The organism is Kitasatospora sp. NPDC004799 (genome assembly GCF_040609095.1).
Taxonomy (GTDB): Bacteria; Actinomycetota; Actinomycetes; order Streptomycetales; family Streptomycetaceae; genus Kitasatospora.
In genome coordinates this window covers 1-22,261 of sequence record NZ_JBEXJK010000059.1, presented here as the reverse complement: position 1 = coordinate 22,261, position 22,261 = coordinate 1, and the positions used below count along the sequence as shown (strand labels likewise).

Sequence of the window (22,261 nt, the reverse complement as noted above, 5' to 3'; positions counted from 1 at the left end):
CCCCGACAGCGGCCTCCGACAACGGCCGGCGTCACCGGGGTGTCCCGGGGGCCGCTCGGGATTGCTCGGGGTTGCTCGGGCCGCTCGGGGCGCTCGGGGCGCGTCCCGGTTGCCCGGGGCCCGGCGTTCGGGCCGCGGCCCCTGAGCCTCAGGCGCGGGCGATGGCCTCGTGGTGGCGGATGACCTCGGCGATGATGAAGTTCAGGAACTTCTCCGCGAAGACCGGGTCCAGCTTCGCCCCCGCCGCCAGCTCCCGCAGCCGCTTGATCTGGTCCCGCTCGCGCGCCGGGTCGGCCGGCGGCAGCTTGTGCTCGGCCTTGAGCCGGCCGACCCGCTGGGTCGCCTTGAAGCGCTCGGCCAGCATGTGGACCACCGCGGCGTCGATGTTGTCGATGCTCTCGCGCAGGCTGGTCAGCTCGGCCCGTACGGCGTCGTCGATCCCCTCGGGCAGGCCGGCGGCGGGGGTCGTGGGGTGGTCCGTCATCGGGGCGGCTCCCGGTGTCTGCGGTGGGCGCCCGACCGTACGGCGGCCGGGCTCGGGCCCGGGCAAATCTAACAGGGCCCCCGTTCCCGTCCCGCACCGTCGGACGGAACGTCCACGATCCGGACAGCGGGTCGGCCCCGGCGGACGGCACCGCGCTCCGTCCGACCGCCGCGGCGTGACGCACCCGACTGGGGAGGGCCGCTACCCGTAGGCTGGGGCGTGCATGACCGGACGTGACCTCTCGAACACTCCCCCTCAGCACTGGAGGAACCGATCGTGGCAACCACTCGCACCGCCACCACCGCGTGGGAGGGCAACCTCCTCGACGGAAAGGGCCTGGTGAACTTCGCCTCCTCCGGGATCGGCGAGTACCCCGTCTCCTGGCCGGCCCGCGCCGAGGCGCCCAACGGCAAGACCAGCCCCGAGGAACTCATCGCGGCCGCCCACTCCGCCTGCTTCTCGATGGCCCTCTCGCACGGCCTGACCGGCGCCGGCAACCCGCCCACCAAGCTGGAGACCCGGGCCGACGTGACCTTCCAGCCCGGCACCGGCATCACCGGCATCCACCTGACCGTCGTCGGCGAGGTCCCCGGGCTGGACGAGGCCGGCTTCGTGAAGGCCGCCGAGGACGCCAAGGCCAACTGCCCGGTCAGCCAGGCCCTGGCCGGCACCACGATCACCCTCACGGCCTCGCTGGCCTGAGCCACCCCTTTTCCCCTCCTTTCAGCCACCCCTTCCGGATCCCTCCGCCCCTCGGCTCCCGGCCCGCTCCGCTCCACTTCCAGCGCGCGACCGGCGCCCGAGGGGCGCGGCTTCGGCGCACGCGCCCCTGGTGCACGTCATGTGATGTGCACCAGGGGCGTCTGCACGTACCGCCATTCATGATCACAAAGCGGGCGAATCACCCTGCCGGCGGTCACCGCGCGTTGCCGTCGCGGCCTATGATCGGCCGCAGCGCCCTGTCCTTCAGGCGGGTCCCCGCGCGCCGGCGCCCCACGACGGGCGTCCCCGCGGCGGGCCGACTCCGAGGACCACGACAGAGTGCGGAGCCGACCGCCGGGTCCCGACTGGCCGGCCGGACCATCGTCAAGCGTCAGCAGCGGACGGGAGCATGCCGTGCCGGGCCAGAACGAGGGGGCCGACGCACACCACCCGGGCGTGCGGCACGAGGAATCACCGCGTCACCGCCACCTCGCCTCGCCGGTCCTGGAACCGGTCGCCGGATCCGCCACCGGGCCGGGCACCGGACCGGCCGCGGGGGCCGTCACCGCCCTCGGCGCCTGCGGGACGCTGGCGGAGCCGGAACTGCTGCTCTGCCCGACCTGTTCGGCCCCGCTCACCGGCGACGTCCACCGGGACCGGGACCGGGACCGGGACCTCACCGGCGGCGCCGGCACGGGGGACGGCGGCACCGGCCGGGAGGGCCTCGGCGCCGACCGGCTGCTGGCCGCGCTGCGGGCCAGCGAGTCCCGGTTCCGGGCCGCCTTCTGCGACGCCGTCATCGGCATGGCCCTGATCGATGCCGAGGACCGGATCATCGAGGTCAACCCCGCCTTCGCCACCCTGATCGGACGGGGCGTCGGCGACCTGGTCCGCACCCACCTGCACGAGATCATCGACCCGGAGGGCATGCCCGACCGGCTCTTCTCCGAACTCGTCCACGGCGAGCGGGAACGGTTCCGCGTGGAGAAGCAGCTCAAGCACCGCGAGGGCCACACCGTCTGGAGCAAGGTCACCGTCTCGCTGATCCGGGACGGCGCCGGGGCCCCGCTCTACACCCTCGCGCTGGTGGAGGACATCACCGAGCAGCGCCGGCTCGGCGACCGGCTGGAGTACCAGGCCCTGCACGACCCGCTGACCCGGCTGCCCAACCGCGCCTACTTCTTCGAGCGGCTCGACGCCGCCTGCCTCGCCCGGGCCGAGGACCCGGGCCCGGCCGCGGCCCCGGACGAACGCCGGGTGGGGGTCTGCTACCTGGACCTCGACGGCTTCGCGGCGATCAACGAGGCGCTCGGCCACCACATCGGCGACCAGCTGCTGATCGCCGTCGCCACCCGGCTGCGGCGCGGGTTCGACGGACACGACACCCACCTGGTGGCCCGGATGGGCGGCGACGAGTTCGCCGTCCTGGTCACCGACAGCCTGGGCAGCGAGCAGCTGACCGAGCTGGCCGCCCGGATCCTGGAGGTGCTGGAACGTCCCTTCGACATCGCCGGGCACCGGCTGGTGATCACCGCCAGCGTGGGCGTGGTCGAGCGGTCCGTGCACGAGACCACCCCGACCGACCTGGTCAAGGACGCCGACGCCACGCTCTACTGGTCCAAGGCCGACGGCCGCGCCCGCTGGACCCTCTACGACCCGGACCGCGGCGCCCACCAGCTCACCCGGCAGCTGCTCGCCACCGCGCTGCGCCCGGCCCTGGAGCGCGGCGAGTTCACCATCGAGTACCAGCCGCTGGTCGGCCTGGCCGACGGCACCGTGCACGGCGCGGAGGCGCTGGTCCGCTGGCGCCACCCCCGCTACGGGACGCTCTCCCCGGACCGCTTCATCCCGCTCGCCGAGGAGACCGGCGCGATCGTGCCGCTCGGGACCTGGGTCCTGGAGGAGTCCTGCCGGCAGGCCCGGCAATGGCTCACCGAGTTCCCCGAGACCGAGACCTTCGTGAGCGTCAACCTGGCCGCCCGCCAGATCTGGGACTCCGACATCGTCGCCGACGTCGCCCGGGCCCTCGAACGCACCGGCCTGCCGGCCCGGCTGCTCCAGCTGGAGATCACCGAGAGCGCCCTGCTCGGCCCCGGCGGCCGGCCCCTCCAGGCCCTCCAGGCGCTCGCCGACATGGGCGTGCGGATCGCGATCGACGACTTCGGCACCGGCTACTCCAACCTCGCCTACCTCTCCCGGCTGCCGGTGCACGTGCTCAAGCTGGACGGCACCTTCATCGAGGGCTTCCGCGAGCCCGCCCCGGCGGACCGGCCCGGCCGGCCGGAACTCGGCTCCCGCCGCAGCGACGCGGACGAGCAGATCGTCGGCGCGATGGTGCAGCTCGCCCACACCCTCGGCCTGACCGTCACCGCCGAGGGCATCGAGAGCGCCGCCCAGGCCGAGCGCCTGCGGCTGACCGGCTGCGACACCGCCCAGGGCTGGTACTTCGCCCGCCCGGGCGAGGCCGAGCTGGTCGCGGCCATACTCCGCGAGGGCCGCCCCGCCCTGGACGGCGGTAGCCGCCGGGGCTGAGGCGGGGCGGCACAGGGCGGGAGCGGCGGCGGGGCGGGGCGGAAGCAGCGGCGGGCGGGGCGCGCCGTCGGCGTCGAGCCCTCGTCAGGTCGCCGCCGGACGGCCGTCGTTCAGGTCTCCGTTCACGCCGCCGGTCACGCCGCCTCTCCGTTCACGCCGCGGTTCAGGCCACCTCTCTGTTCATGCTGCGGTTCAGGCCGCCGCCGTCAGGCCGTACGCCTCGGCGATCAGGCCGTACGAACGGAGTCGGGCCTCGTGGCCGTGGATGTGCGAGGTGACCATCAGCTCGTCCACGCCGGTCCGCTTGCGCAGCGCCTCCAGCCCGTCGGCGACCCGGCCCGGGTCGCCGAGCACGACGTTGTCGAGCCAGCTGTCGATGAAGTCCGCCTCGACCGGGCTGTACGGGTACTGCTCGGCCTCCTCCGGGGTGGGGATCGGGCCGGGGTTGCCGCGCCGCAGGCGGAGCATGCCGAGGGCCGCGGAACGGGCGAGGCGCCGGGCCGAGGGCTCGTCGTCGGCGGCGACCGCGCTCACGCCGATCAGCGAGTACGGCTCGGCGAGCACGGCGGAGGGGCGGAAGGACGACCGGTAGAGGTCCAGCGCCGGGATGGTGTTGGCGCTGCTGAAGTGGTGGGCGAAGGCGAACGGGAGGCCGAGGCGGCCGGCCAGCTGGGCGCTGAAGCCGGAGGAGCCGAGCAGCCAGACCGGCGGCCGGCCCTCGCCCTTGGGGACGGCGGTCAGCCGGGCGTACGGGTGGCCGTCCGGGAAGTCGCCGTCGAGGAAGTGGGTCAGCTCGGCGAGCTGCTGCGGGAAGTCGTCCGCACCCTCGGTGAGGCCGCGGCGCAGCGCCCGGGCGGTGGCCTGGTCGGTGCCGGGGGCGCGGCCGAGTCCGAGGTCGATCCGCCCCGGGTGCAGGGCCTCCAGCAGGCCGAACTGCTCGGCGATGGCCAGCGGGGCGTGGTTGGGGAGCATGACGCCGCCGGAGCCGAGCCGCAGCGTCGTGGTGTTGGCCCCGAGGTGGGCGAGCAGGACGGCGGGGGTGGAGCTGGCCACGCCGGGCATGCCGTGGTGCTCGGCCACCCAGAAGCGGTGGTAGCCCCACTGCTCGGCCCGGCGGGCCAGCTCGGTGGTGGCGGCGAGGGCCTCGGCGGGGGTGTGGCCGACGCCGACGGTGGCCAGGTCGAGGATCGAGAGCGGAGCGGGTGCCGTTCCTCGGGCCGCGCCCCGGATCGCCGCGCCGGCCGTCGGCCCGGTCCCGTGCTCCTGCTGGTCCTCGGTGGTCATCCCGTCCGCCCTCCTGGCTGCCGTCCTTGGGCCGGCCCGTCGTGGGTGACCGCGCGGACCCGGGTGGTCCGGCGGTCGCTGTCGCCGACCGGGGTCAACCACGGCCGGGTGCTCGCTGTTCCCGGCTCCGGGGTGTCGTCCGGCCAGGGCCGGGTGGGTTTCGGCCATTCCGCACGGAAGTCCGACCGGACGTCCGGTTGACGCAGAGCCAGCGGGCGAACACGGCTGGCGACTTCCCGCCAGCGCCGGAAGTCGCCAGCGCCAGGCCTCGCGACCGGAGGCCGACGTCCGGCAGGCTGGGCCCCAGGAGTGGATCGCCGGAGCGGGGATCCGCACTCCACCAGCAAGATCGTCGGGCTGGACCAGCACCGGACGATCACTGCGAGCCCTCGGCGCGGCACCCCGCCCCGGGGGCTCGTTCCAGTTCCGGCACCCCTCCGCCGCCCCTCCGCCGCCGGGACGGCCCGCCGGGCGTCCGGCCCGGTCGCACGGTTCGCCGCCCCGGGGCGCGGCCGGAATCGGCGGCCGTGATCCGTGCCATACCGGGGTGCTTCATGGCATGAAAGGTCGAGGCGCTAGCGTTGACCCCTGCAGCCACCTGCTCTTCCGGGAGGCTTGGAGGGAGTAAGGGCCTTGGACTTCGTGGCGGCGATCGGATCCTCGTGGATCTGCGCGCTGGCGCTTGCCGCCGTGCTCGGGGACGCCCTCCTTCCGTTCATCCCCAGCGGGACACTGGTCATCCTGGCCGTGCTCAAGACCTCGCAGATCGACGGCGCCCCCCTGATGCTCGGGCTGGGCGTGGCCGTGGCCTCCTTCCTGGGCGACCTCCTGCTGCTCAACCTGGCCCGGCGCGGCGCCCCGCTGCTGCACCGCCGACTCGCCCGGCGCCCGAAACTCGCGGCCAGCGTGACCCGGGTCCAGCAGGCCCTGGTCGAACGCCCGCACGGTGCGGCCGCCGCGATGGTGGTGATCGCACGGTTCGTCCCGGCCGGGCGGACCGTCCTCGACCTGGCCATCGGCCACTCCCCCGCCCACCCGCACCGGTTCCTGCACTGGTCGGCACTGGCGGCACTGGTCTGGGCCGCCTACATCGTCACGCTGGGCTGGCTGAACAGCCACTGGTTCAACACCGCCTGGCTGAGCCTCGTGGTCTCCTGCGCGGCGGCCACCGTCATCAGCACCGCGATCGCACGCATGGTGCGCCGCACCCGGCGGCTCGCCGCGCTCTGACGGTCCGCCCGCCGACCGCTCCCGGCCGTCCGGCTCCTTCACTCTTCCTTCGGCCGGCCCGCTCCGACCGGAGCACCCCCTCGGCGGGCTTCGGGCCGCCCGGCCCGGCAAGGGGCAAAGGTTTTCCCAAAAGGGCGACCAACCGGGCCGAACGCTGACGAACTCCACCGGGAAGCGGACCGCCCGGCGGTACCGTACTGACCGGGCCGCACGGGGTGGAGAGCGTCACAGGACGGCAACAGTCGACGCGTTCCCGCAGCCCAGCCGGATGCGCCCGGCGTGTTGAGAGTCGTCAGCGCTCGACGGCCTTGGTGACTGCTTCGGCGACATGACATGCTAACGGCGGAATACTCATCAATTGCCCGATTTGACCGGTGCGGCTGCGGGCCGCCCTCACCACCGGCATCGGCACCCAGGGGAGACCATGACCAGCATCTCGCGCAGGACGGTGCTCAGTGCGACCGCTGCGACCGCGGCCCTCGGCGCGGTCGCAGCCTGCTCCAGCGGCGGATCCGGTTCGGGCCAGACGGCCTCCGCCTCCCCCGGTTCCGGCGGCACGAACACTCCCCAGGGCGGCACCGGCGACCCCACCCAGGCGGTGGTGCCCAAGGGCACCCCGATCGGCGACGGCTCCAACGCGGACACCGGCCCGCAGCCGAACCAGCCCAAGCCCGAGAAGCTCAAGCCGGGCGAGCGGCCGCCGCAGTTCGTGGTCTTCTCCTGGGACGGTGCCGGCGGCACCGAGGACGGCCAGTTCCCCCGCTTCCTGAAGCTGGCGGAGCAGCACAAGGCCGCGATGACCTTCTTCCTCTCCGGCATCTACGCCCTGCCCAAGGGCAAGGCCGACCTGTACCACCCGCCGAAGCACTCGGTCGGCGCCTCCGACATCCCGTACCTGTCGGACGGCGCGGTGAAGAGCACGCTCAAGCTCATCAGCCAGGCCTGGCTGGCCGGGCACGAGATCGGCACCCACTTCAACGGGCACTTCTGCTCCAGCCGTCCGGACAAGAACGGCGTCAACGTGTGGACCCCGGAGGACTGGCAGAGCGAGATCGACCAGGCGATCGGCTTCGTCACCCAGTGGCGGACCAACACCGGCTTCACCGACGTCGACCCGCTCCCCTTCGACTACAAGAAGGAGCTCATCGGCGGCCGCACCCCGTGCCTGGAGGGCCAGAAGGCGCTGCTGCCGACCGTCGCCAAGCTGGGCTGGAAGTACGACGCCAGCTCCTCGGGCGGCCTGCAGATATGGCCGCAGAAGGTGCAGGACGGCAAGGTCTGGGACTTCCCGCTGCAGTCCATCCCGTTCCCGGGGCACACCTTCCAGGTCCTGTCGATGGACTACAACATCCTGGCCAACCAGTCCAAGGGCAGCACCAAGGGCGATCCGGCCATGTACGGCGAGTGGCGCACCCAGGCCGCGAACTCCTACCTGGCGGGCTTCGAGCGCGCGTACAACAGCAACCGCGCGCCGTTCTTCATCGGCAACCACTTCGAGCAGTGGAACGGCGGCATCTACATGGACGCCGTCGAGGAGACCCTCAAGGCCATCGTGGGCAAGCCCGAGGTCCGGCTGGTCTCCTTCAAGCAGCTGGTCGAGTGGCTGGAGGTGCAGGACCAGTCCACCCTGCGCAAGCTGCGCTCGCTCAACGTCGGCCAGGCGCCGGCGGGCGGCTGGGAGAGCTTCCTCGGCACGGCCGGCTGACGCACCGGGCCGGCGCCCGGGGGCCGACCGGCCGACGGGCGGGAGACGAAACACCGGCACCGGCTGGCGGCACCGATATCAGCGCCCGCCGGCACCGGCCTGCGGGGCTCGAACCCCGCAGGCCGCGGTGGTCCCGGTCGGCTCCGGGCCGGTCGGCTACCCGGCGGTGGGGGCGTCCGCCAGCAGGATGCGGACGATGCGGTCCGCCCCGGCCTCGCCCCAGAGGATCGAGTAGTGGTTGGTGTCCGGCACCGGCGCGGCGGGCACCTTCTCCGGGTCCAGCCCGGCCAGCCCGATCCGCCCGTGGTCGTAGAGGCCCTGCGGCTCGTCGAGCAGTCCGCGCTCGGCCCAGAGCAGGTCGGCCGGGCAGGGCAATCGGTGCACGGCGGCGGCCGCCTCCTCGTCCAGCAGGACCTGGCCACCGTCGGTCTGCACGGCCTCCAGGACGCAGGAGGAGCGCAGTTCGGGCTCCGTGCCGACGAGGTCGCGCTGGGTGTAGGCGTCGATCCCCTCGGTCCACTCGCCGGCGAAGGCGGGGTGCCCGCGCCAGAACTCCCGGTAGGCCTCCCGGTCCGGGAAGGTCGTGGACAGCCGGGCCAGCGCGGGGCCGAGCACCGCGGCCAGGGCGTCCTCCTCGCGAACGCCGTGCGGCAGTGGGAAGGTCACCGCCCCGTCGACCAGCAGGACGCGGCGGACCAGGTCGGGGTGCCGGACGGCGGCCAGGGCGGTGACCCAGGCCCCCATCGAGTGGCCGACCACCGTGACGGGCCCCGAGCCGAGGGCGCCGATCAGCGCGGCCACGTCGTCGGCGTGCCGGGCCAGCCCGTACGGCCCGGCGACCGAGCGGCTGGCGCCGCGGGCGCGCAGGTCGGGCGCGAGCAGGGTGACGCGGCCGGCGAGCCGGCGGGCGACCTCGTACCAGGCGAGGCCGTTGGCGGTGATGCCGTGCACCGCCACGACCGTCGGCGCCTGCGGGTCCTCGGCGGGCCAGCGCAGGACAGCCAAGTCCCCACCGGGCACGGGGACGGTCAACTCCTCGGGCTTCAGCGGCGACTGGCTCACGCGGGGGTACCTCCGGTGGGGTGGGCAGCTCCGAGGCCGGCCGGCGCCGGAGCAGAACGGGCGGATCGGGCGGCGCGGATGCGGGCAGGCAGTCTAGCCAGCCCGCCGGGCAGCAGGTAGACCACGGCGACGAACAGGGCGCCCAGCAGGAACAGGGGCTGGGAGAGCGGCACGCGCAGCACCGCCGGCAGGTCGGCGACGGTCGACGAGTTGGCGAGGTCGCCGAGCCGGTGGCTCGCCCAGGTGTACAGGACACCGCCGAGCAGCGGGCCCCAGCGGCTGCCGGAGCCGCCGAGGACGACCATGACCAGGAGCGCGAGCGTGGCGTCCGAGGTGGCGGCCTGCGGGGTGGCGCCCCCGGTCAGCAGCAGGTAGACCACCCCGCCCAGCCCGGCGAGCCCGCCGGCCAGCACGAAGGCGACCAGCTTGTAGCCGTACGGCCGCAGGCCGAGCACCTCGACCCGGCGCTCGTTCTCCTTGATGCCCTCCCAGACCCGGCCCATCGGCGACGTGACGGCCCAGTGGACCGCGGCGACCGTCAGCACCAGGTAGCCGACGGCGATCCAGTAGAGGTTGGCGGTGTTCTCGATCCCGAGCAGGCCGGAGGGCAGCAGGTCGGCCGGGGCGGAGCGGCCCTCCTCGCCACCGGTGACGCCACCGGGGTTGCGCTGGACGAGGATCGAGCCGGCCTGGGCGAAGGCGAGGGTGACCATGGAGAAGCCGATGCCGGTGACGCGCAGGCTGACCGAGCCGAGCAGCAGGGCCAGCAGCACGGAGCTGGCGACGCCGAACACCGCGGCGGCGGCGAACGGCAGTCGCAGCTCCAGCATGCCGAGGTCGGTGGCGTAGAGGCCGGTCGCGAAGTAGAGCGCGTGGCCGAAGGAGAGCAGTCCGGTCCGGCCGAGCAGGAGGTCGTAACCGGTGGCGAGGGCCCCGTAGAGCAGGCACAGGGCGAGCAGTTGGAGGCTTCCGGGGCTGCCGAGCGGGCCGTCGAGCAGTCCCGGGACGGGAAGCGCACTGTATGGGGCGACAAGGAGCGTGATCAGCAGAGCGATCGGCCACCAGCGTAGCGCTCTGTGCACGACTGTCCAGCGATGAGTGACTGAATCACCTGTTCGAGGGATGGCGCCGGGCCCGGCCCTGTGTTCACAATGGGTCTCGGCAAGGCCGGTGTCAGTCCCCCTTGCCACAGTTGCGGTGTCGGCGGAGCTGGTGTCAGTCCCCTCTGCTGACATGGTGGTCACGGCAGGGCTGGTGTCAGTCCCCCCTGTCGGAGCGGCGGCGCTGCGGTCGGCCGCGGGGCCACCGGTGCTCGTGATCGGTGTTTCGGCGCTCACGCGAGCCTCCCGGTGAGTCCACGGGGTCGGACGAGAAGCAGCACGGCGAGCAGGACGACGACCGAGAGGTCGCCGAGCCCGGCACCGGTGTAGTAGTTGGCGAACTGCTGGACGAGGCCGACACCCACCGAGGCGACGGCGGCTCCGGTCACGGAGCCCATGCCGCCCATGACCACGACGACGAAGGCGAAGATGAGCAGGCCGGTCCCCTGGCCGGGGTTGACCGAACCGAAGTAGAGGCCGCCGAGGGCGCCGCCGAGCGCGGCGGCCGCCCCACCGAGGGCGAAGACGAGGGTGAACGCCCTCCGGACGTCGATGCCGAGCGCCGTGACCATCGCCCGGTCCTCGACGCCGGCCCGGACGATCAGCCCGTAGCGGGTACGGGCGAGGAACAACCGAAGAGCGAGCAGCAACAGTGCGGCGGCGGCCACCAGCACGAAGCGGTTGACCGGGACGGTCGCACCGAGCACGTGCCAGGTGCCGGACAGCAGGTCCGGCTGGGGGAAGGGGCGGGAGTCCGCGCCCCAGATCCCCATCAGCAGGGCGGGTACGGCCAGCCCGACCCCGACGGTGGCGAGGATCTGGTCGCGCGGGCGGCTGTACAGCGGCCGGATCAGGAAGAGCTCCAGCAGGACGGCGGCGGCCGTCCCGACCAGGGTGCCGAACGGCACCGCGAGCCAGAAGGAGAAACCGGCCTCGACGCCGGCCCACCAGGTGGCATAGGCGCCGATGGAGAGCAGGGCGCCGTGCGCGAAGTTGAGCACGTCCATCAGACCGAAGATCAGCGACAGACCGGAGGCGACCAGGAAGTACAGCGCACCGAGACCGAGCCCGGTACAGAAAAGGAGGACGACGGTGTCCATCAGGGCTTCACCTCGGCGGTGACGACGGAAGTGGCCGGGGAGGCGGCGGGTCGGGGCCCGCCGGCGAGCGGGTGGCGGGAGCCGACGCCGAGCAGGCGGCGGGCGGCCTCCTCGTCGGCCAACAGCTCGGCGGTGTCCCCGCGGTGGGCGGTCCGGCCGTCGGCCAGGACGGCGCAGGTGCCGGCCAGCCGGCGGACGAGGGCGAGGTTCTGCTCGACCAGCAGGACGGGCACGGCCTCGGCCGCACGCGCCAGCACCTCGGCCACCTCGGCGACGATCTTCGGAGCCAGGCCCTTGGTGGGCTCGTCGGCGATGATCAACCGGTTGCGGTTGAGCAGCGTCCGGCCGATCGCCACCATCTGCTGCTGGCCCCCGGAGAGCGTCCCGGCCAACTGTCCGGCACGCTGCTTGAGTTCGGGGAAGAGCTCGTGGACGAGCGCGTAGTTCGGCTCGCCGGCCTCGGCCCCGTCCCCGGCGGCGCGCTCGGCGAGGCGGAGGTTCTCGGCGACCGTCAGGCCGGCGAAGATCCCCCGGTCCTCGGGTGCGTACCCGATGCCGCGACGAACGACCAGATGCGTGGGAAGGGAGGAGAGTTCGGTACCGGAGAGCCGGATGCTCCCGGTGCGTGGGACCAGGCCCATGACGGCCTTGACGGTGGTGGTCTTACCGGCGCCGTTGCGGCCCAGGAGGGCGGTCACCCCGGCGGGGGCCACGTCGAAGTCCACGCCGTGCAGGATGTGCAGCCCGTCGATGACCACCCGCAGATCGCGGACGGAGAGGAGGGGGTCGACAGCGGACGACGGCGAGGAGGCGGAGTGCGCCGAAGAAGCGGGGCGCTGAGCGGAGAACGGAGAGGAGGTCACAACGCCTCACCCAGGTAGGCCTGTTGCACGGTCGGGTCGGCCATCACGGCCTCGGGGGTGTCCAGGGCGAGCAGGGTGCCGTGGTGCATCACCGCCAGCCGGTCGGCCAGGCCGAGCAGGACGTCCATGTGGTGCTCGACCATCAGGACGGTCCGGCCCAGGTCACGGTGCACGGAACGGATCAGCTCGGTGAGGGCGGGCACCTCCTCCGCACTGACACCGGCCATCGGCTCGTCCAGCAGGATCAGCCGGGGCTCGGAGACCAGCAGGACGGCCAGCTCCAGCTTGCGCTTCTCCCCGTGCGAGAGCGCACTGGCCAGGGTGTCCGCGCGGTGGGCGAGATCGGTGCGTTCCAGGATGTCGGCCAACTGCTGCTCGTAGCGGTCGGCGCGGCGCCAGAGCCGGTACGAGGCACGCGGCCCGGCCGCCGCCTGGGCGGCCAGGCGGACATGGTCGGCGACCGTCATCCCCGGCCAGAGGGAGGAGGTCTGGAAGGTACGGCCGAGCCCGCGGCGGGCCCTGGCGTGCACCGCCTCGGCGGTGATATCGGCGCCGTCGAGGTGGAGGCTGCCGTGGGTCGCCGGGTAGATGCCCGAGATCAGGTTGAAGAGGGAGGTCTTGCCGGCGCCGTTGGGCCCGATGAAGGCGATGAACTCGCCCTCGCCGACCGAGAAGGAGACGTCCTCGACGATCGGCACACCGCGGACGGCCCAGCCGAGCCCGTCCAACCGCAGCACCGGAGAGGAGGACGAAGAGGGCGCGGAGGCAGAGGAAGGAGTGGAGCGATTGGAAGGAGCGGAGTCGGTACAGGCGGACATCGGGGTCAGCCCGCCATCGGGGTGACCGGGGGCGCCGCCTCGTCCGCGGTCAGGGTCTTCTCCACCGAGGGCTTGGCGGCGGCACCGTTACCGGTCAGCCGCACCTGGAACATCGGCTGGAGCAGGGCGTGGTCCTCGGCGCGGACCGTGGTCCTCCCCTTCACCCCGTCGAAGCTCCAGCCCTCCAGGACCTTGACCAGGGCCGAAGTGTCCTCGGCGGAGCCGTGGTTGGACTCGACGGCGTGCACGATCATCTGGGCGGCGGTGAAGCCGTCCGGGGTGAAGATGTCCGTCTTCCCTCCGGCGGCGGTGACGGCCTCGGTCATGGCCTTCTCCACCGGGGTGCCGGCGGCACCGTCGAAGTAGTGGTTCAGGAAGGAGATCTTCTCGCCGGCTGGGCCGAACAGCAGGTAGGAGGCGGCCAGGTCGAGGCCGGTGACGACCCTGGTGTCGGCGAACACGTCCTGCTGGCTGAGCGCCGTCCACAGGGCCGAGGCGGTGTCCCCGGCCCAGGCGACGAACAGCAGGTCGGGCTTGGCGGTCTTGGCCTGGGTGGCGAAGGGCGTGAGGTCGGTGGCGCTCGGCGGGGCGAGCACCTGGTCGACGGTCGCCCCCTCGGCACCGAGCACCGCCTTCACGGCGGCCACGTTGGCCTGGCCGAAGGCGTTGTCCTGCGCGAGCACGGTGACCTTCTTCCCCTTGGCGTCACCGACGAACGAGGCTGCGGTCCTGATGTCCTGGTAGGACTGGCGGCCGGAACGGAAGGTGTACTTGTTCAGACCGGTGGCCTTGTCGGCGGCGGCCGGGCCGCTGATGAAGAGCACCTTGTTCTGGGCGGCGATCGGGCCCACCTGGAGGGCCACACCGGAGGCGGTGGAGCCGGCCAGCACCTTGTAGCCCTTGCCGATCAGGTCCTTGGCGGCGGACACCGCCTTGGCCGGGTCACCGGCGTCGTCCTGCTCCTCGAACTCGATCTTGTGCCCGTCGACCGCGCCGGTGCCCTTGGTCGCGTAGCTCAGGCCCGCCTTGAAACCCTCCAGGTACTGCTTGCCGTAGGCGGCCAGCGGTCCGGTCTTGGAGTACACCAGGCCGACCTTGATCGGGCCCTTCGCTCCACCGTCCGCCGCGCTCGTCCCGGCCGTACCGGCCTTGGCGCAGCCCGAGGCGAGCAGGACGCAGGCCGCGAGGGCGGCGAGCTTCCGGGTCGGGCCGCCGGTCAGGGAGTCGCCCAGGCGCGCGCCGGAGCCGGTCCTGGAAGGGGTTGTCGAGCTGCGCATGGTGACCGACTCCTGAGGTGGGGGGTGGATGCGGGAACCGTAGGTGTGCGGTGGGAGCGGCGACATGTGCCCGGTCGACGTATCAGCCCACCGGGATGTGGCCGTGGCCGACATTCCGTCGGCGCACCACCGCCCTCCGGGTGCCCGGATGTGGTGTGCCGACATGGCTCCCTGCCGCCCCATGGGGGTGGCCACCATGGCCTGGCGGCCCCCGCCCGGTGACGGTGGAGGGGCGCGGAGCCCGTCCGGCGGCAGCCACCCCAGCGGCGTGCCCGACCCGGTCCGGCCCAGGCAGGACCCCAGCCCCGCCTGGTACGGCCACGGGCTCCGCGCGGTTCCCGCGCCCGCCGGCCTCCCCTGTCACCTGCCCGCCTGCCTCCCCTGCCACCGCTGTCACCCACCGCTCATCCGTTCCTCCGCGCCACCGCCCCTCCGCGTCTCCACCCGCCACCCGCCACCCACCACCCTCGAACGCCCGCCCGCTCACACCCACCCCCTCCTCCCACCACTCCTCACGAGGTGACCCCTTGGACAAGGTCCTGGACTCCCCCGCCGACGCGGTCGGGGACATCCCCGACGGCGCGGTGCTGGCCGTCGGCGGCTTCGGCCTCTGCGGCATCCCGAGCACGCTGATCGGCGCCCTAGTGGACTCCGGTACCACCGGGCTGCGGGTGGTCTCGAACAACTGCGGGGTGGACGACTGGGGGTTGGGCCTGCTGCTGCGGGCGGGCCGGATCGCCCGGATGACCTCCTCGTACGTCGGGGAGAACAAGGAGTTCGCCCGCCAGTACCTCTCCGGCGAGCTGGAAGTGGAGCTGACCCCCCAGGGCACGCTGGCCGAGCGGCTGCGGGCCGGCGGTGCCGGCATCCCCGCGTTCTTCACCCCGGCCGGGGTCGGCACCCAGGTCGAGGAGGGCGGGCTGCCCTGGCGCTACGCGTCCGACGGCTCGGTGGCCCTGGCCTCCCCGCCGAAGGAGGTCCGGGAGTTCGGCGGCCGCCGGTACCTGCTGGAGGAGGCGATCACGGCGGACTTCGCGCTGGTCCGGGCCGAGGTGGCGGACCGGCACGGCAACTGCGTGTTCCACGCCGCCGCCCGGAACTTCAACCCGCTCTGCGCGGCGGCGGGCCGGATCACCCTGGTCGAGGCGGACCGGATCGTCGAGCCGGGCGAGCTCGCTCCGGACGCCGTGCACCTGCCCGGGGTGTACGTCGACCGGGTGGTGGCCGCCGACCCCCAGGACCGCCGCATCGAGCGCCGGACCGTCCGCCCCGCACTCCAGGAGGCCTGACCCGATGCCCACCGAGACCGCCGCGCCCGCCACCGCACCCACCACCCCCACCGCGCCCGCGCCCGCGCCCGCAGGCCCCACCCCCGCACAGGCCGCCCCCGCACCCACCACCCCCGCCCTCGACCCGCGCAACGCCCTGGCCGCCCGCGCCGCGCGCGAGCTGCGCGACGGCCAGTACGTCAACCTGGGCATCGGCCTGCCGACCCTGATCCCCAACCACCTCCCGCCGGGCGTCGAGGTGGTGTTGCACTCGGAGAACGGCATCCTCGGCGTCGGCCCGTACCCGGAGGAGGGCGCCGAGCACGCCGACCTGATCAACGCCGGGAAGGAGACGGTGACGGTCGCCCCCGGCGCCTCGTACTTCGACTCCGCCTTCTCCTTCGGCATGATCCGGGCCGGGCGGATCGACGTCTCGGTGCTCGGCGCGATGCAGGTGTCGGCCACCGGGGACCTCGCCAACTGGATGATCCCCGGCAAGATGGTCAAGGGCATGGGCGGCGCGATGGACCTGGTGCACGGGGCCCGTCGGCTGATCGTGGTGATGGAGCACACCGCCCGGGACGGCTCGCCGAAGATCGTCGAAGAGCTGTCACTTCCCGCGACCGGACGGGGAGTTGTGGACAGGATCGTCACCGATCTCGCGGTGATCGACGTGACCCCGGAGGGGCTCCGGCTGGTGGAGACGGCGCCGGGCGTGGACGTCGCGGAGGTGCGGGCGGCGACCGGAGCCGCCCTGCTGCCCCCGCGCTGACCGGCCCGGCCCCGCACGGAACGGCCGGATCGCCCGAGGGGCGGTCCGGCCGTTCCGCCGTCTCCGCCCCCTCCCCCACAACCTCCCCCGCAACCTCCTCCCCCCGGCAACCCCCCTCCACCGCACCCGAGTTCCACGGATGCCCTCGGGCCGGAACGAATTCGCCGCAATAGCATCCGTACCCGACGGATTGGCCGGGAACCGCGGCATCTTCATGCTTGGGCGACGACGATCTACCGGATTGCTTGCGATCACCGTTGCGCTCAGGGAGAGTTGAGGAGGCCAAGGATCCCGATGCGCCCGGAGGGGAAGCTGGAAAGTGCATCGGGATCCCGGATTCGAGGCCGCCGTACCGACGTACAACTGAACCGGCCGCACCCGCCGAATGTGCTGGACCACCCGGAAGCCGCCCGAGAACCGCAGTTCACCGGGCCGCGCTCCAACCGATTCCAGCCCACTCCCGCCGGTTCGACCCCGCTCCACCCGGACGGCTCCGAGTCGAGGCAAGCCCACGCAGAAGCCGAGCGAGCCGAAACACGACGCGAACTCCGGGGGGAGTACCCATGACCATGCCGTTCTCACGACGAAAGGGCGTCGGAACGGCCCACGGGCGAGGTTCCGGGCAGCTGGACGAGGCCGCCCTGAGCACCGTCCCCATACCCGAAGCCCCGTACGACTACGGGCACTTCAGCCGCCTCGCGGGCCCGGCGCACGACCCGGACGAGGACGACGACCTCGGCGGCGGCGTCTACTGGCCCGACCCGGCCACGCCGTCCGACCACCCTGCCCCCGACCACCCTGCCCCCGACGGCCCCGCCCCCGACGGACCACGCGGACCACACGGACCAGGCGGACCCCGCGCCCCCTACCGCGTGCGGTACCGCAGCCTGCTGCGCCGCGAGCCGCACCGGATCCGCGCCGCCCTCCTGCTGATGGCCGCCCCCGTGGTGGAGACGGTGCTGCTGGTCTGGCTGCTGCTGCCGGAGCACTGGCCCGAGCGGCTGGACGAGACGAACAGCCTGGTCCTGCTCGGCGACAAGGTGATGATCGGCATCATCGCCGTCGTCGAGCTGTTCCGGCTGGTCAACGTCGTCTCCAACACCCACGCCACGCTGGTCGCCCGCGACCCCGTCCCGGTGACGCCGGAGACCGGCACCCGGGTCGCCTTCCTCACCACCTGCGTGCCCGGCAAGGAGCCGCCGGAGATGGTCCGGGCCACGCTGGCCGCGGCCCGCGCCGTCCGGCACGACGGACCGTACGACGTCTGGCTGCTGGACGAGGGAAACGATCCTGCAATGCAGGCGCTCTGCACCGAGCTGGGCGTACGCCACTTCAGCCGCGTCGGCCGGCCGCACTGGAACCGGCCGAAGGGCCGGTTCCGCACCGGGACCAAGCACGGCAACTACAACGCCTGGCTCCAGGCCCACGGCGACGACTACGAGTTCTGGGTGTCCGTGGACACCGACCACGTTCCGCTGCCGGACTTCTGCGAGCGGATGCTCGGCTACTTCCGCGACCCCGACGTCGCATTCGTGGTCGGCCCCCAGGTGTACGGGAACTACCGCAGCTCCGGTTCGTCCGTCACCAAATTCGCCGAGAGCCAGCAGTACCTCTTCCACGCCCTCATCCAGCGCGCCGGAAACCGTTACGGCGCGCCCATGTTCGTGGGCACCAACAACGCCGTCCGAATCCGCGCGCTCCAGTCGATCGGCGGGTTGTACGACTCCGTCACCGAGGACATGGCGACCGGCCTGGAGTTCCACCGGAGCCGGAACCCGGAGACCGGGGAACGCTGGAAGTCCGTGTACACCCCGGACGTGCTCGCGGTCGGCGAAGGGCCGTCCTCCTGGACCGACTTCTTCTCCCAGCAACTGCGCTGGAGCCGCGGCACCTACGAGACCCTGTCCACCCAGTACTGGCGGGTGCTGTGGCGGCTGTCGCCCGGCCGGCTGCTCAACTACTCGCTGATGGTGGGCTTCTACCCGATGGCGGCGCTCACCTGGCTGCTCGGCGGCCTGTCCAGCGTGCTCTACCTCGGCTTCGGCGCCTCCGGCGTGCACGTCTCCTCGGAGATCTGGATGATGCTCTACAGCGACGCCGCCGCGCTCCAGCTCCTGCTCTACACCTGGAACCGCAAGCACAACGTGAGCCCGCACGAGCCGGCCGGCTCCTCCGGAGTCGCCGGCATGGTGATGTCGGCGCTCTGCGGTCCGGTCTACGCGGCCTCGCTGCTCCAGGCACTGGTGCGCCGCCGCAACCGCTTCGTGGTGACGCCGAAGGGCCGCTCGGCCAGCACCGACCGGCTCGGCACCTTCCGCTTCCACCTGTTCTGGACGCTGGTGTTCGGCGGCGCGATCACCGCCTCCTACGTCACCGGCTACGACCACGCCGCGATGCGCACCTGGGCCTGGATCGCCCTGGCGCTCACCCTCCTGCCGCTCCTGATCAGCGCCGGCGACGCCGTCCGCCGCCGCCGGACCCGGCCCACCGCCACCCTCACCGTCACCGGCGGCCCGACGGCGGCCCCGACGGTCGTCCTGGAGAAGCGCCGCCCGCGCCACGCCCGCGACCCCCGCTCCACCCGCACCGCGCGGCCCGCCGGACCGACCCGGCCCGACCGAACCGCACCCGACCACGCCGGCAGCGGCACGCCCTCCCACTGAACCGCGCCACCCACCGAGCAGCGCCACCCACCCAGCAGCGCCGGAACAGCGCCACCCACCGGCCCGCGCCCAGAACAGCGCCACCCACCGAGCACCCCGCCGAACAACGCTGCCCGCCCCCGACCACCTCCCGAGGGGAGCAACACCACCGTGAAGATCCACAAGGCCGGCCGCACCAAGCGCCTCGCCCTCGGCAGCACCGTCGCGCTGACCGTGGCCGGGATGAACGCACCGGCCGTCCTCGGCTTCGCCTCCGACCAGTACCACCACTACGTGATCAACCGCCCCGAGTACAAGGCCCGGTACGGCCACTGGCAGACCCTGACGCTGCCCGCCGAGTTCCGGGTCAACGCGGTGCACGCCACCCTGCTGCGCACCGGCAAGGTCCTGATCGTGGCCGGCTCCGGCAACGACGAGAAGCAGTTCACCGCCGGCACCTTCAAGAGCCTGCTCTGGGACCCGGCCGCGAACACCTACAAGCTGGTCCCCACCCCGGCCGACATGTTCTGCGGCGGCCACACCTCGCTGCCGGACGGCCGCGTCCTGGTGGCCGGCGGCACCCAGCGCTACGAGAAGCTGGCCGGCGCCGTGAAGAAGGCGGCCGGCGTCATGCGGGTGCGCAACGAGAGCCCGGAGCGCGACCGGACCCTCCCGAAGGGCACCGTCTTCGTCGCCCCGAACGGCCACGAGTACGCCAGCACCGCCCCGGTGACCGTCCCGGCCGCGACCAAGACCGGCTCCGGCAAGCAGACCGTGGTCACCGCCGGCGAGCAGCACGTGTACGTGGAGGCGGTCGGCCCGGGCCCGGAGTACGTCTCCGGCTCCCCCGCCCAGTTCCGGATCAAGGGCCTGAGCGGCACCGACGCCCACAACCTGTACGGGCAGAACGAGAAGCTGACCCTGGACAAGCAGGAGTACCAGGGCATCCGCTCCGCCTTCGAGTTCAACCCGGACACCGAGCTGTACGAGCCGGTCACCGACATGGCCCACGCGCGCTGGTACCCGACGCTGACCGGGCTGGGCGACGGCCGGGTGGTCACCGTCTCCGGGCTGGACGACACCGGGGAGATCCTCAACGGCAACGACAACGAGATCTACGACCCGAGGAGCAAGTCCTGGTCCAAGGGCCCCGACCACTACTTCCCGACCTACCCGGCGATCTTCCTGACCACCTCCGGCAAGCTCTTCTACTCGGGCTCCAACGGCGGCTACGGCCCCGGCGACAAGGGCCGCGAGCCCGGCCTGTGGGACGTGTCGAACGGGGCCTTCCAGCCCGTCCCCGGCCTGCGCGACCCCGGCCTCACCGAGACCTCCTCCTCGGTGCTGCTGCCGCCCGCGCAGGCGCAGCGGGTGATGGTGCTCGGTGGCGGCGGCGTCGGCGAGTCCCCGCTGTCCACGGCCCGCACCGACATCGCAGACCTCTCCTCCGCCGCCCCCGCCTTCACCCCGGGCCCGGACCTGCCGGCCGGCGGCACCCGCTACCTCAACAGCGTGATCCTCCCGGACGACACCGTCTTCACCACCGGCGGCTCCAGCGGCTACCGCGGCCGGGGCGCCAGCGACCTGCTCAAGGCGCAGGTGTACCACCCGGACACCAACAGCTTCAGCACCGCCGCCGAGCCGGCCGTCGGCCGCGACTACCACTCCGAGGCGCTGCTGCTGCCGGACGGCCGGGTCGCCGTGCTGGGCTCCAACCCGCTCTTCGCGGACAAGGCCGAGACCCAGCCGGGCGGCTTCGAGCAGCGCATCGAGATCTACACCCCGCCGTACCTGTACCGGGGCGACCGCCCGCAGGTCGGTGCCGTCCCGGAGGCGGCCAGGCTGGGCAGCACCGTCGCCGTCGGCACCGCGCGGCCGGAGGCGGTCGCCACCGCCAAGCTGATCCGGCCGAGTTCGGTCACCCACGTGACGGACGTCGAGCAGCGCTCGGTGGCCCTGGACATCACCGGACGGACGGCGGACGGCGTCTCGCTCGCCCTGCCCGGCAACGCCAACCTGCTGCCGCCGGGCTGGTACATGCTGTTCCTGACGGACGCCGCCGGCACCCCGTCGGTCGCCCGCTGGATCCAGGTCACCGGGTAACGGGCGCGGCACGCACCCCGGCCTGCCCGGTCGACCCCGCGCCGACACCCGGGCCCGTCGACGGTACCCGGGCCCATCGCCGACCCCCGGCCCCAACGCGGGCGGCCCCGGCGCGGGCGGCTCAGCGCGCCGCCTGCGCCAGCCCGAGCGCGTACGGCAGCCAGAACTCGCCCGCCCGGGGCTCGCCCCGGCCGCAGTCGCCGTCCGACTCCCCCGGGTTCTTGATCCACAGGTAGGCGTCCACCCCGGGCCGGCCGGTCTCGGTGGTCGGCCGCTCGCCGAGCGCCCGCCCGGACGGGTTGCACCAGGCGTCCCCGCCCAGCGCCCCGTTGCCGCTGCGGCTGGTGTCGATGACGAAGTTCTTCCCGCCCAGGGCCGCGGAGAGCCTGGCGCCGTACGCCGCGTTCCGGTCGGTGTCGTAGAAGTTGGCGACGTTCACGGCGAAGCCGTCCGCCGCCGCGATGCCCGACTTGCGCAGGGCCGTGGCCAGTTCCGCCGGGTCCTGCGCCCAGCCGGGGTTGCCCGCGTCCAGGTAGACCCGGGCGTTCGGGTTCCGCTTCAACTCCTGGACGGCGAAGGCCAGCAGGCCGTACCGCTCGGCGGCCAGGTCGCCCTTGATGCCGCAGTTGTCCAGGGTGTGCGCGACGGCGTCCGGCTCCAGCACCACCCAGGCCCTGCGGTCGCCGAGGGCCTGGGCGACGCCGGTGATCCAGGCGCGGTAGGCGGCCGCGTCGGGGGCACCGCCCGCCGAGTACTGGCCGCAGTCGCGGTGCGGGATGTCGTACGCGACGAAGACCGCCGTCCGGCCCGCCTCGGTGGCCCGCCGGCTCACCTGCTCGGCGATCTCCTTGGCGCCCTGCTCGCCGAGCCACTGCGAGGAGGGCTGGGCGGCGATCCGCAGCAGCGTGTCGGCCTCCGCCGTCCGGCCCTGGCCGCGCAGCGCGGCCACCTGCTGGGCGGCGTTGGTCCGGTCGGAGACGTAGAAGGCCTGCCCGGGGAGCTGGGCCAGGGCCCCGGCCGCACCGGTCCGGTCGGCGCCGGCGCCCGCACCCGCTCCCGTACTCGCCCCCGAGCCCGCCGCCGGGGCGGCACCCGGCGTTCCGCCGCCCGCCGAACCGCCGCAGCCCGACACGGCCGCCAGCACCACGCCGGCCAGCAGCGCCCCCGCGGCCCCCCGCACCGTCCCTGTCCGCCCCAGCCCGCGCACGTACCGCCCCTCCCCGGGACCGGTCCGGCGACCGGTCGGCACCAGCTAAGCACACCCAACCGACGGCCTTCCGAGGGCCTGGTTCCGCGTGCTCGCAGCCCCCTCCGAAAGG

17 protein-coding genes are annotated in these 22,261 nt (G+C 73.3%); 8 read left to right on the top strand and 9 right to left on the bottom strand.

Annotation, left to right across the window (positions count from 1 at the left end):
* Positions 1-148: 148 nt before the first annotated feature.
* Entirely contained in the window at positions 149-484 is a 336-nt protein-coding gene (locus ABZW03_RS10940; RefSeq protein WP_355254844.1) for a chorismate mutase, read from the bottom strand.
* A gap of 276 nt (positions 485-760) precedes the next feature.
* On the opposite strand from ABZW03_RS10940, the gene ABZW03_RS10935 reads away from it, so the two are divergent.
* The gene (locus tag ABZW03_RS10935; RefSeq protein ID WP_355254842.1) at positions 761-1,186 is read left to right on the top strand and encodes an OsmC family protein; all 426 of its coding nucleotides are present in this window, start codon (positions 761-763) and stop codon (positions 1,184-1,186) included.
* 414 nt (positions 1,187-1,600) lie between these two features.
* Positions 1,601-3,718, top strand: coding sequence for an EAL domain-containing protein (locus ABZW03_RS10930; protein WP_355254840.1), 2,118 nt, complete (start codon positions 1,601-1,603; stop codon positions 3,716-3,718).
* 192 nt (positions 3,719-3,910) lie between these two features.
* Here ABZW03_RS10930 and ABZW03_RS10925 read toward each other — a convergent pair whose 3' ends face one another.
* On the bottom strand, positions 3,911-5,002 hold the full coding sequence (locus tag ABZW03_RS10925) for an LLM class flavin-dependent oxidoreductase (RefSeq protein WP_355254838.1): 1,092 nt from the start codon (positions 5,000-5,002) through the stop codon (positions 3,911-3,913).
* 642 nt (positions 5,003-5,644) lie between these two features.
* Here ABZW03_RS10925 and ABZW03_RS10920 point away from each other — a divergent pair.
* The gene (locus tag ABZW03_RS10920) at positions 5,645-6,232 is read left to right on the top strand and encodes a VTT domain-containing protein (protein WP_355254856.1); all 588 of its coding nucleotides are present in this window, start codon (positions 5,645-5,647) and stop codon (positions 6,230-6,232) included.
* 424 nt (positions 6,233-6,656) lie between these two features.
* Positions 6,657-7,937: a hypothetical protein gene (locus ABZW03_RS10915; RefSeq protein ID WP_355254836.1), complete on the top strand. Its 1,281-nt coding sequence runs from the start codon at positions 6,657-6,659 to the stop codon at positions 7,935-7,937.
* 156 nt (positions 7,938-8,093) lie between these two features.
* On the opposite strand, the gene ABZW03_RS10910 is transcribed toward ABZW03_RS10915, so the two are convergent.
* From ABZW03_RS10910 to ABZW03_RS10885, 6 genes are all read right to left on the bottom strand, one after another.
* Entirely contained in the window at positions 8,094-8,999 is a 906-nt protein-coding gene (locus ABZW03_RS10910; protein WP_355254834.1) for an alpha/beta hydrolase, read from the bottom strand.
* A complete protein-coding gene (locus tag ABZW03_RS10905) occupies positions 8,996-10,081 on the bottom strand; it encodes a branched-chain amino acid ABC transporter permease (RefSeq protein WP_355254832.1) in 1,086 nt (361 codons plus the stop codon). The genes ABZW03_RS10910 and ABZW03_RS10905 overlap by 4 nt, the downstream gene beginning before the upstream one ends.
* Positions 10,082-10,332: 251 nt before the next feature.
* Positions 10,333-11,199: a branched-chain amino acid ABC transporter permease gene (locus ABZW03_RS10900; RefSeq protein ID WP_355254830.1), complete on the bottom strand. Its 867-nt coding sequence runs from the start codon at positions 11,197-11,199 to the stop codon at positions 10,333-10,335.
* On the bottom strand, positions 11,199-11,963 hold the full coding sequence (locus ABZW03_RS10895; protein WP_355254854.1) for an ABC transporter ATP-binding protein: 765 nt from the start codon (positions 11,961-11,963) through the stop codon (positions 11,199-11,201). Before ABZW03_RS10895 ends, ABZW03_RS10900 begins: the two co-directional genes overlap by 1 nt.
* 95 nt (positions 11,964-12,058) lie before the next feature.
* Positions 12,059-12,880, bottom strand: a complete 822-nt coding sequence (locus tag ABZW03_RS10890) for an ABC transporter ATP-binding protein (RefSeq protein ID WP_355254828.1) — start codon at positions 12,878-12,880, stop codon at positions 12,059-12,061.
* Positions 12,881-12,885: 5 nt separating this feature from the next.
* The gene (locus tag ABZW03_RS10885; protein WP_355254826.1) at positions 12,886-14,157 is read right to left on the bottom strand and encodes a substrate-binding domain-containing protein; all 1,272 of its coding nucleotides are present in this window, start codon (positions 14,155-14,157) and stop codon (positions 12,886-12,888) included.
* A gap of 527 nt (positions 14,158-14,684) precedes the next feature.
* Between ABZW03_RS10885 and ABZW03_RS10880 the strand changes: the two genes are divergently transcribed.
* The 4 genes from ABZW03_RS10880 to ABZW03_RS10865 all read left to right on the top strand — a co-directional run bounded on the left by ABZW03_RS10880 (position 14,685) and on the right by ABZW03_RS10865 (position 20,942).
* Complete coding sequence (locus ABZW03_RS10880) at positions 14,685-15,446, top strand: CoA transferase subunit A (RefSeq protein ID WP_355254824.1); 762 nt, start codon at positions 14,685-14,687, stop codon at positions 15,444-15,446.
* Positions 15,447-15,450: 4 nt separating this feature from the next.
* Complete coding sequence (locus ABZW03_RS10875; RefSeq protein ID WP_355254822.1) at positions 15,451-16,197, top strand: 3-oxoacid CoA-transferase subunit B; 747 nt, start codon at positions 15,451-15,453, stop codon at positions 16,195-16,197.
* 563 nt (positions 16,198-16,760) lie between these two features.
* Entirely contained in the window at positions 16,761-18,860 is a 2,100-nt protein-coding gene (locus tag ABZW03_RS10870; protein ID WP_355254820.1) for a cellulose synthase catalytic subunit, read from the top strand.
* A 222-nt stretch (positions 18,861-19,082) separates the two neighbouring features.
* Positions 19,083-20,942: a kelch motif-containing protein gene (locus ABZW03_RS10865; protein ID WP_355254852.1), complete on the top strand. Its 1,860-nt coding sequence runs from the start codon at positions 19,083-19,085 to the stop codon at positions 20,940-20,942.
* Between the two features lie 121 nt (positions 20,943-21,063).
* Here ABZW03_RS10865 and ABZW03_RS10860 read toward each other — a convergent pair whose 3' ends face one another.
* A complete protein-coding gene (locus ABZW03_RS10860) occupies positions 21,064-22,122 on the bottom strand; it encodes a glycoside hydrolase family 6 protein (RefSeq protein WP_355254818.1) in 1,059 nt (352 codons plus the stop codon).
* Positions 22,123-22,261: the final 139 nt, after the last annotated feature.

What these genes read in the sequence shown, in the direction of transcription:
- ABZW03_RS10900 (WP_355254830.1), bottom strand. Translation starts at nt 11,199, where the DNA reads ATGGACACCGTCGTCCTCCTTTTCTGTACCGGGCTCGGTCTCGGTGCG.
- ABZW03_RS10890 (WP_355254828.1), bottom strand. Translation starts at nt 12,880, where the DNA reads ATGTCCGCCTGTACCGACTCCGCTCCTTCCAATCGCTCCACTCCTTCC.
- ABZW03_RS10925 (WP_355254838.1), bottom strand. Translation starts at nt 5,002, where the DNA reads ATGACCACCGAGGACCAGCAGGAGCACGGGACCGGGCCGACGGCCGGC.
- ABZW03_RS10915 (WP_355254836.1), top strand. Translation starts at nt 6,657, where the DNA reads ATGACCAGCATCTCGCGCAGGACGGTGCTCAGTGCGACCGCTGCGACC.
- ABZW03_RS10885 (WP_355254826.1), bottom strand. Translation starts at nt 14,157, where the DNA reads ATGCGCAGCTCGACAACCCCTTCCAGGACCGGCTCCGGCGCGCGCCTG.
- ABZW03_RS10940 (WP_355254844.1), bottom strand. Translation starts at nt 484, where the DNA reads ATGACGGACCACCCCACGACCCCCGCCGCCGGCCTGCCCGAGGGGATC.
- ABZW03_RS10870 (WP_355254820.1), top strand. Translation starts at nt 16,761, where the DNA reads ATGACCATGCCGTTCTCACGACGAAAGGGCGTCGGAACGGCCCACGGG.
- ABZW03_RS10865 (WP_355254852.1), top strand. Translation starts at nt 19,083, where the DNA reads ATGAACGCACCGGCCGTCCTCGGCTTCGCCTCCGACCAGTACCACCAC.
- ABZW03_RS10875 (WP_355254822.1), top strand. Translation starts at nt 15,451, where the DNA reads ATGCCCACCGAGACCGCCGCGCCCGCCACCGCACCCACCACCCCCACC.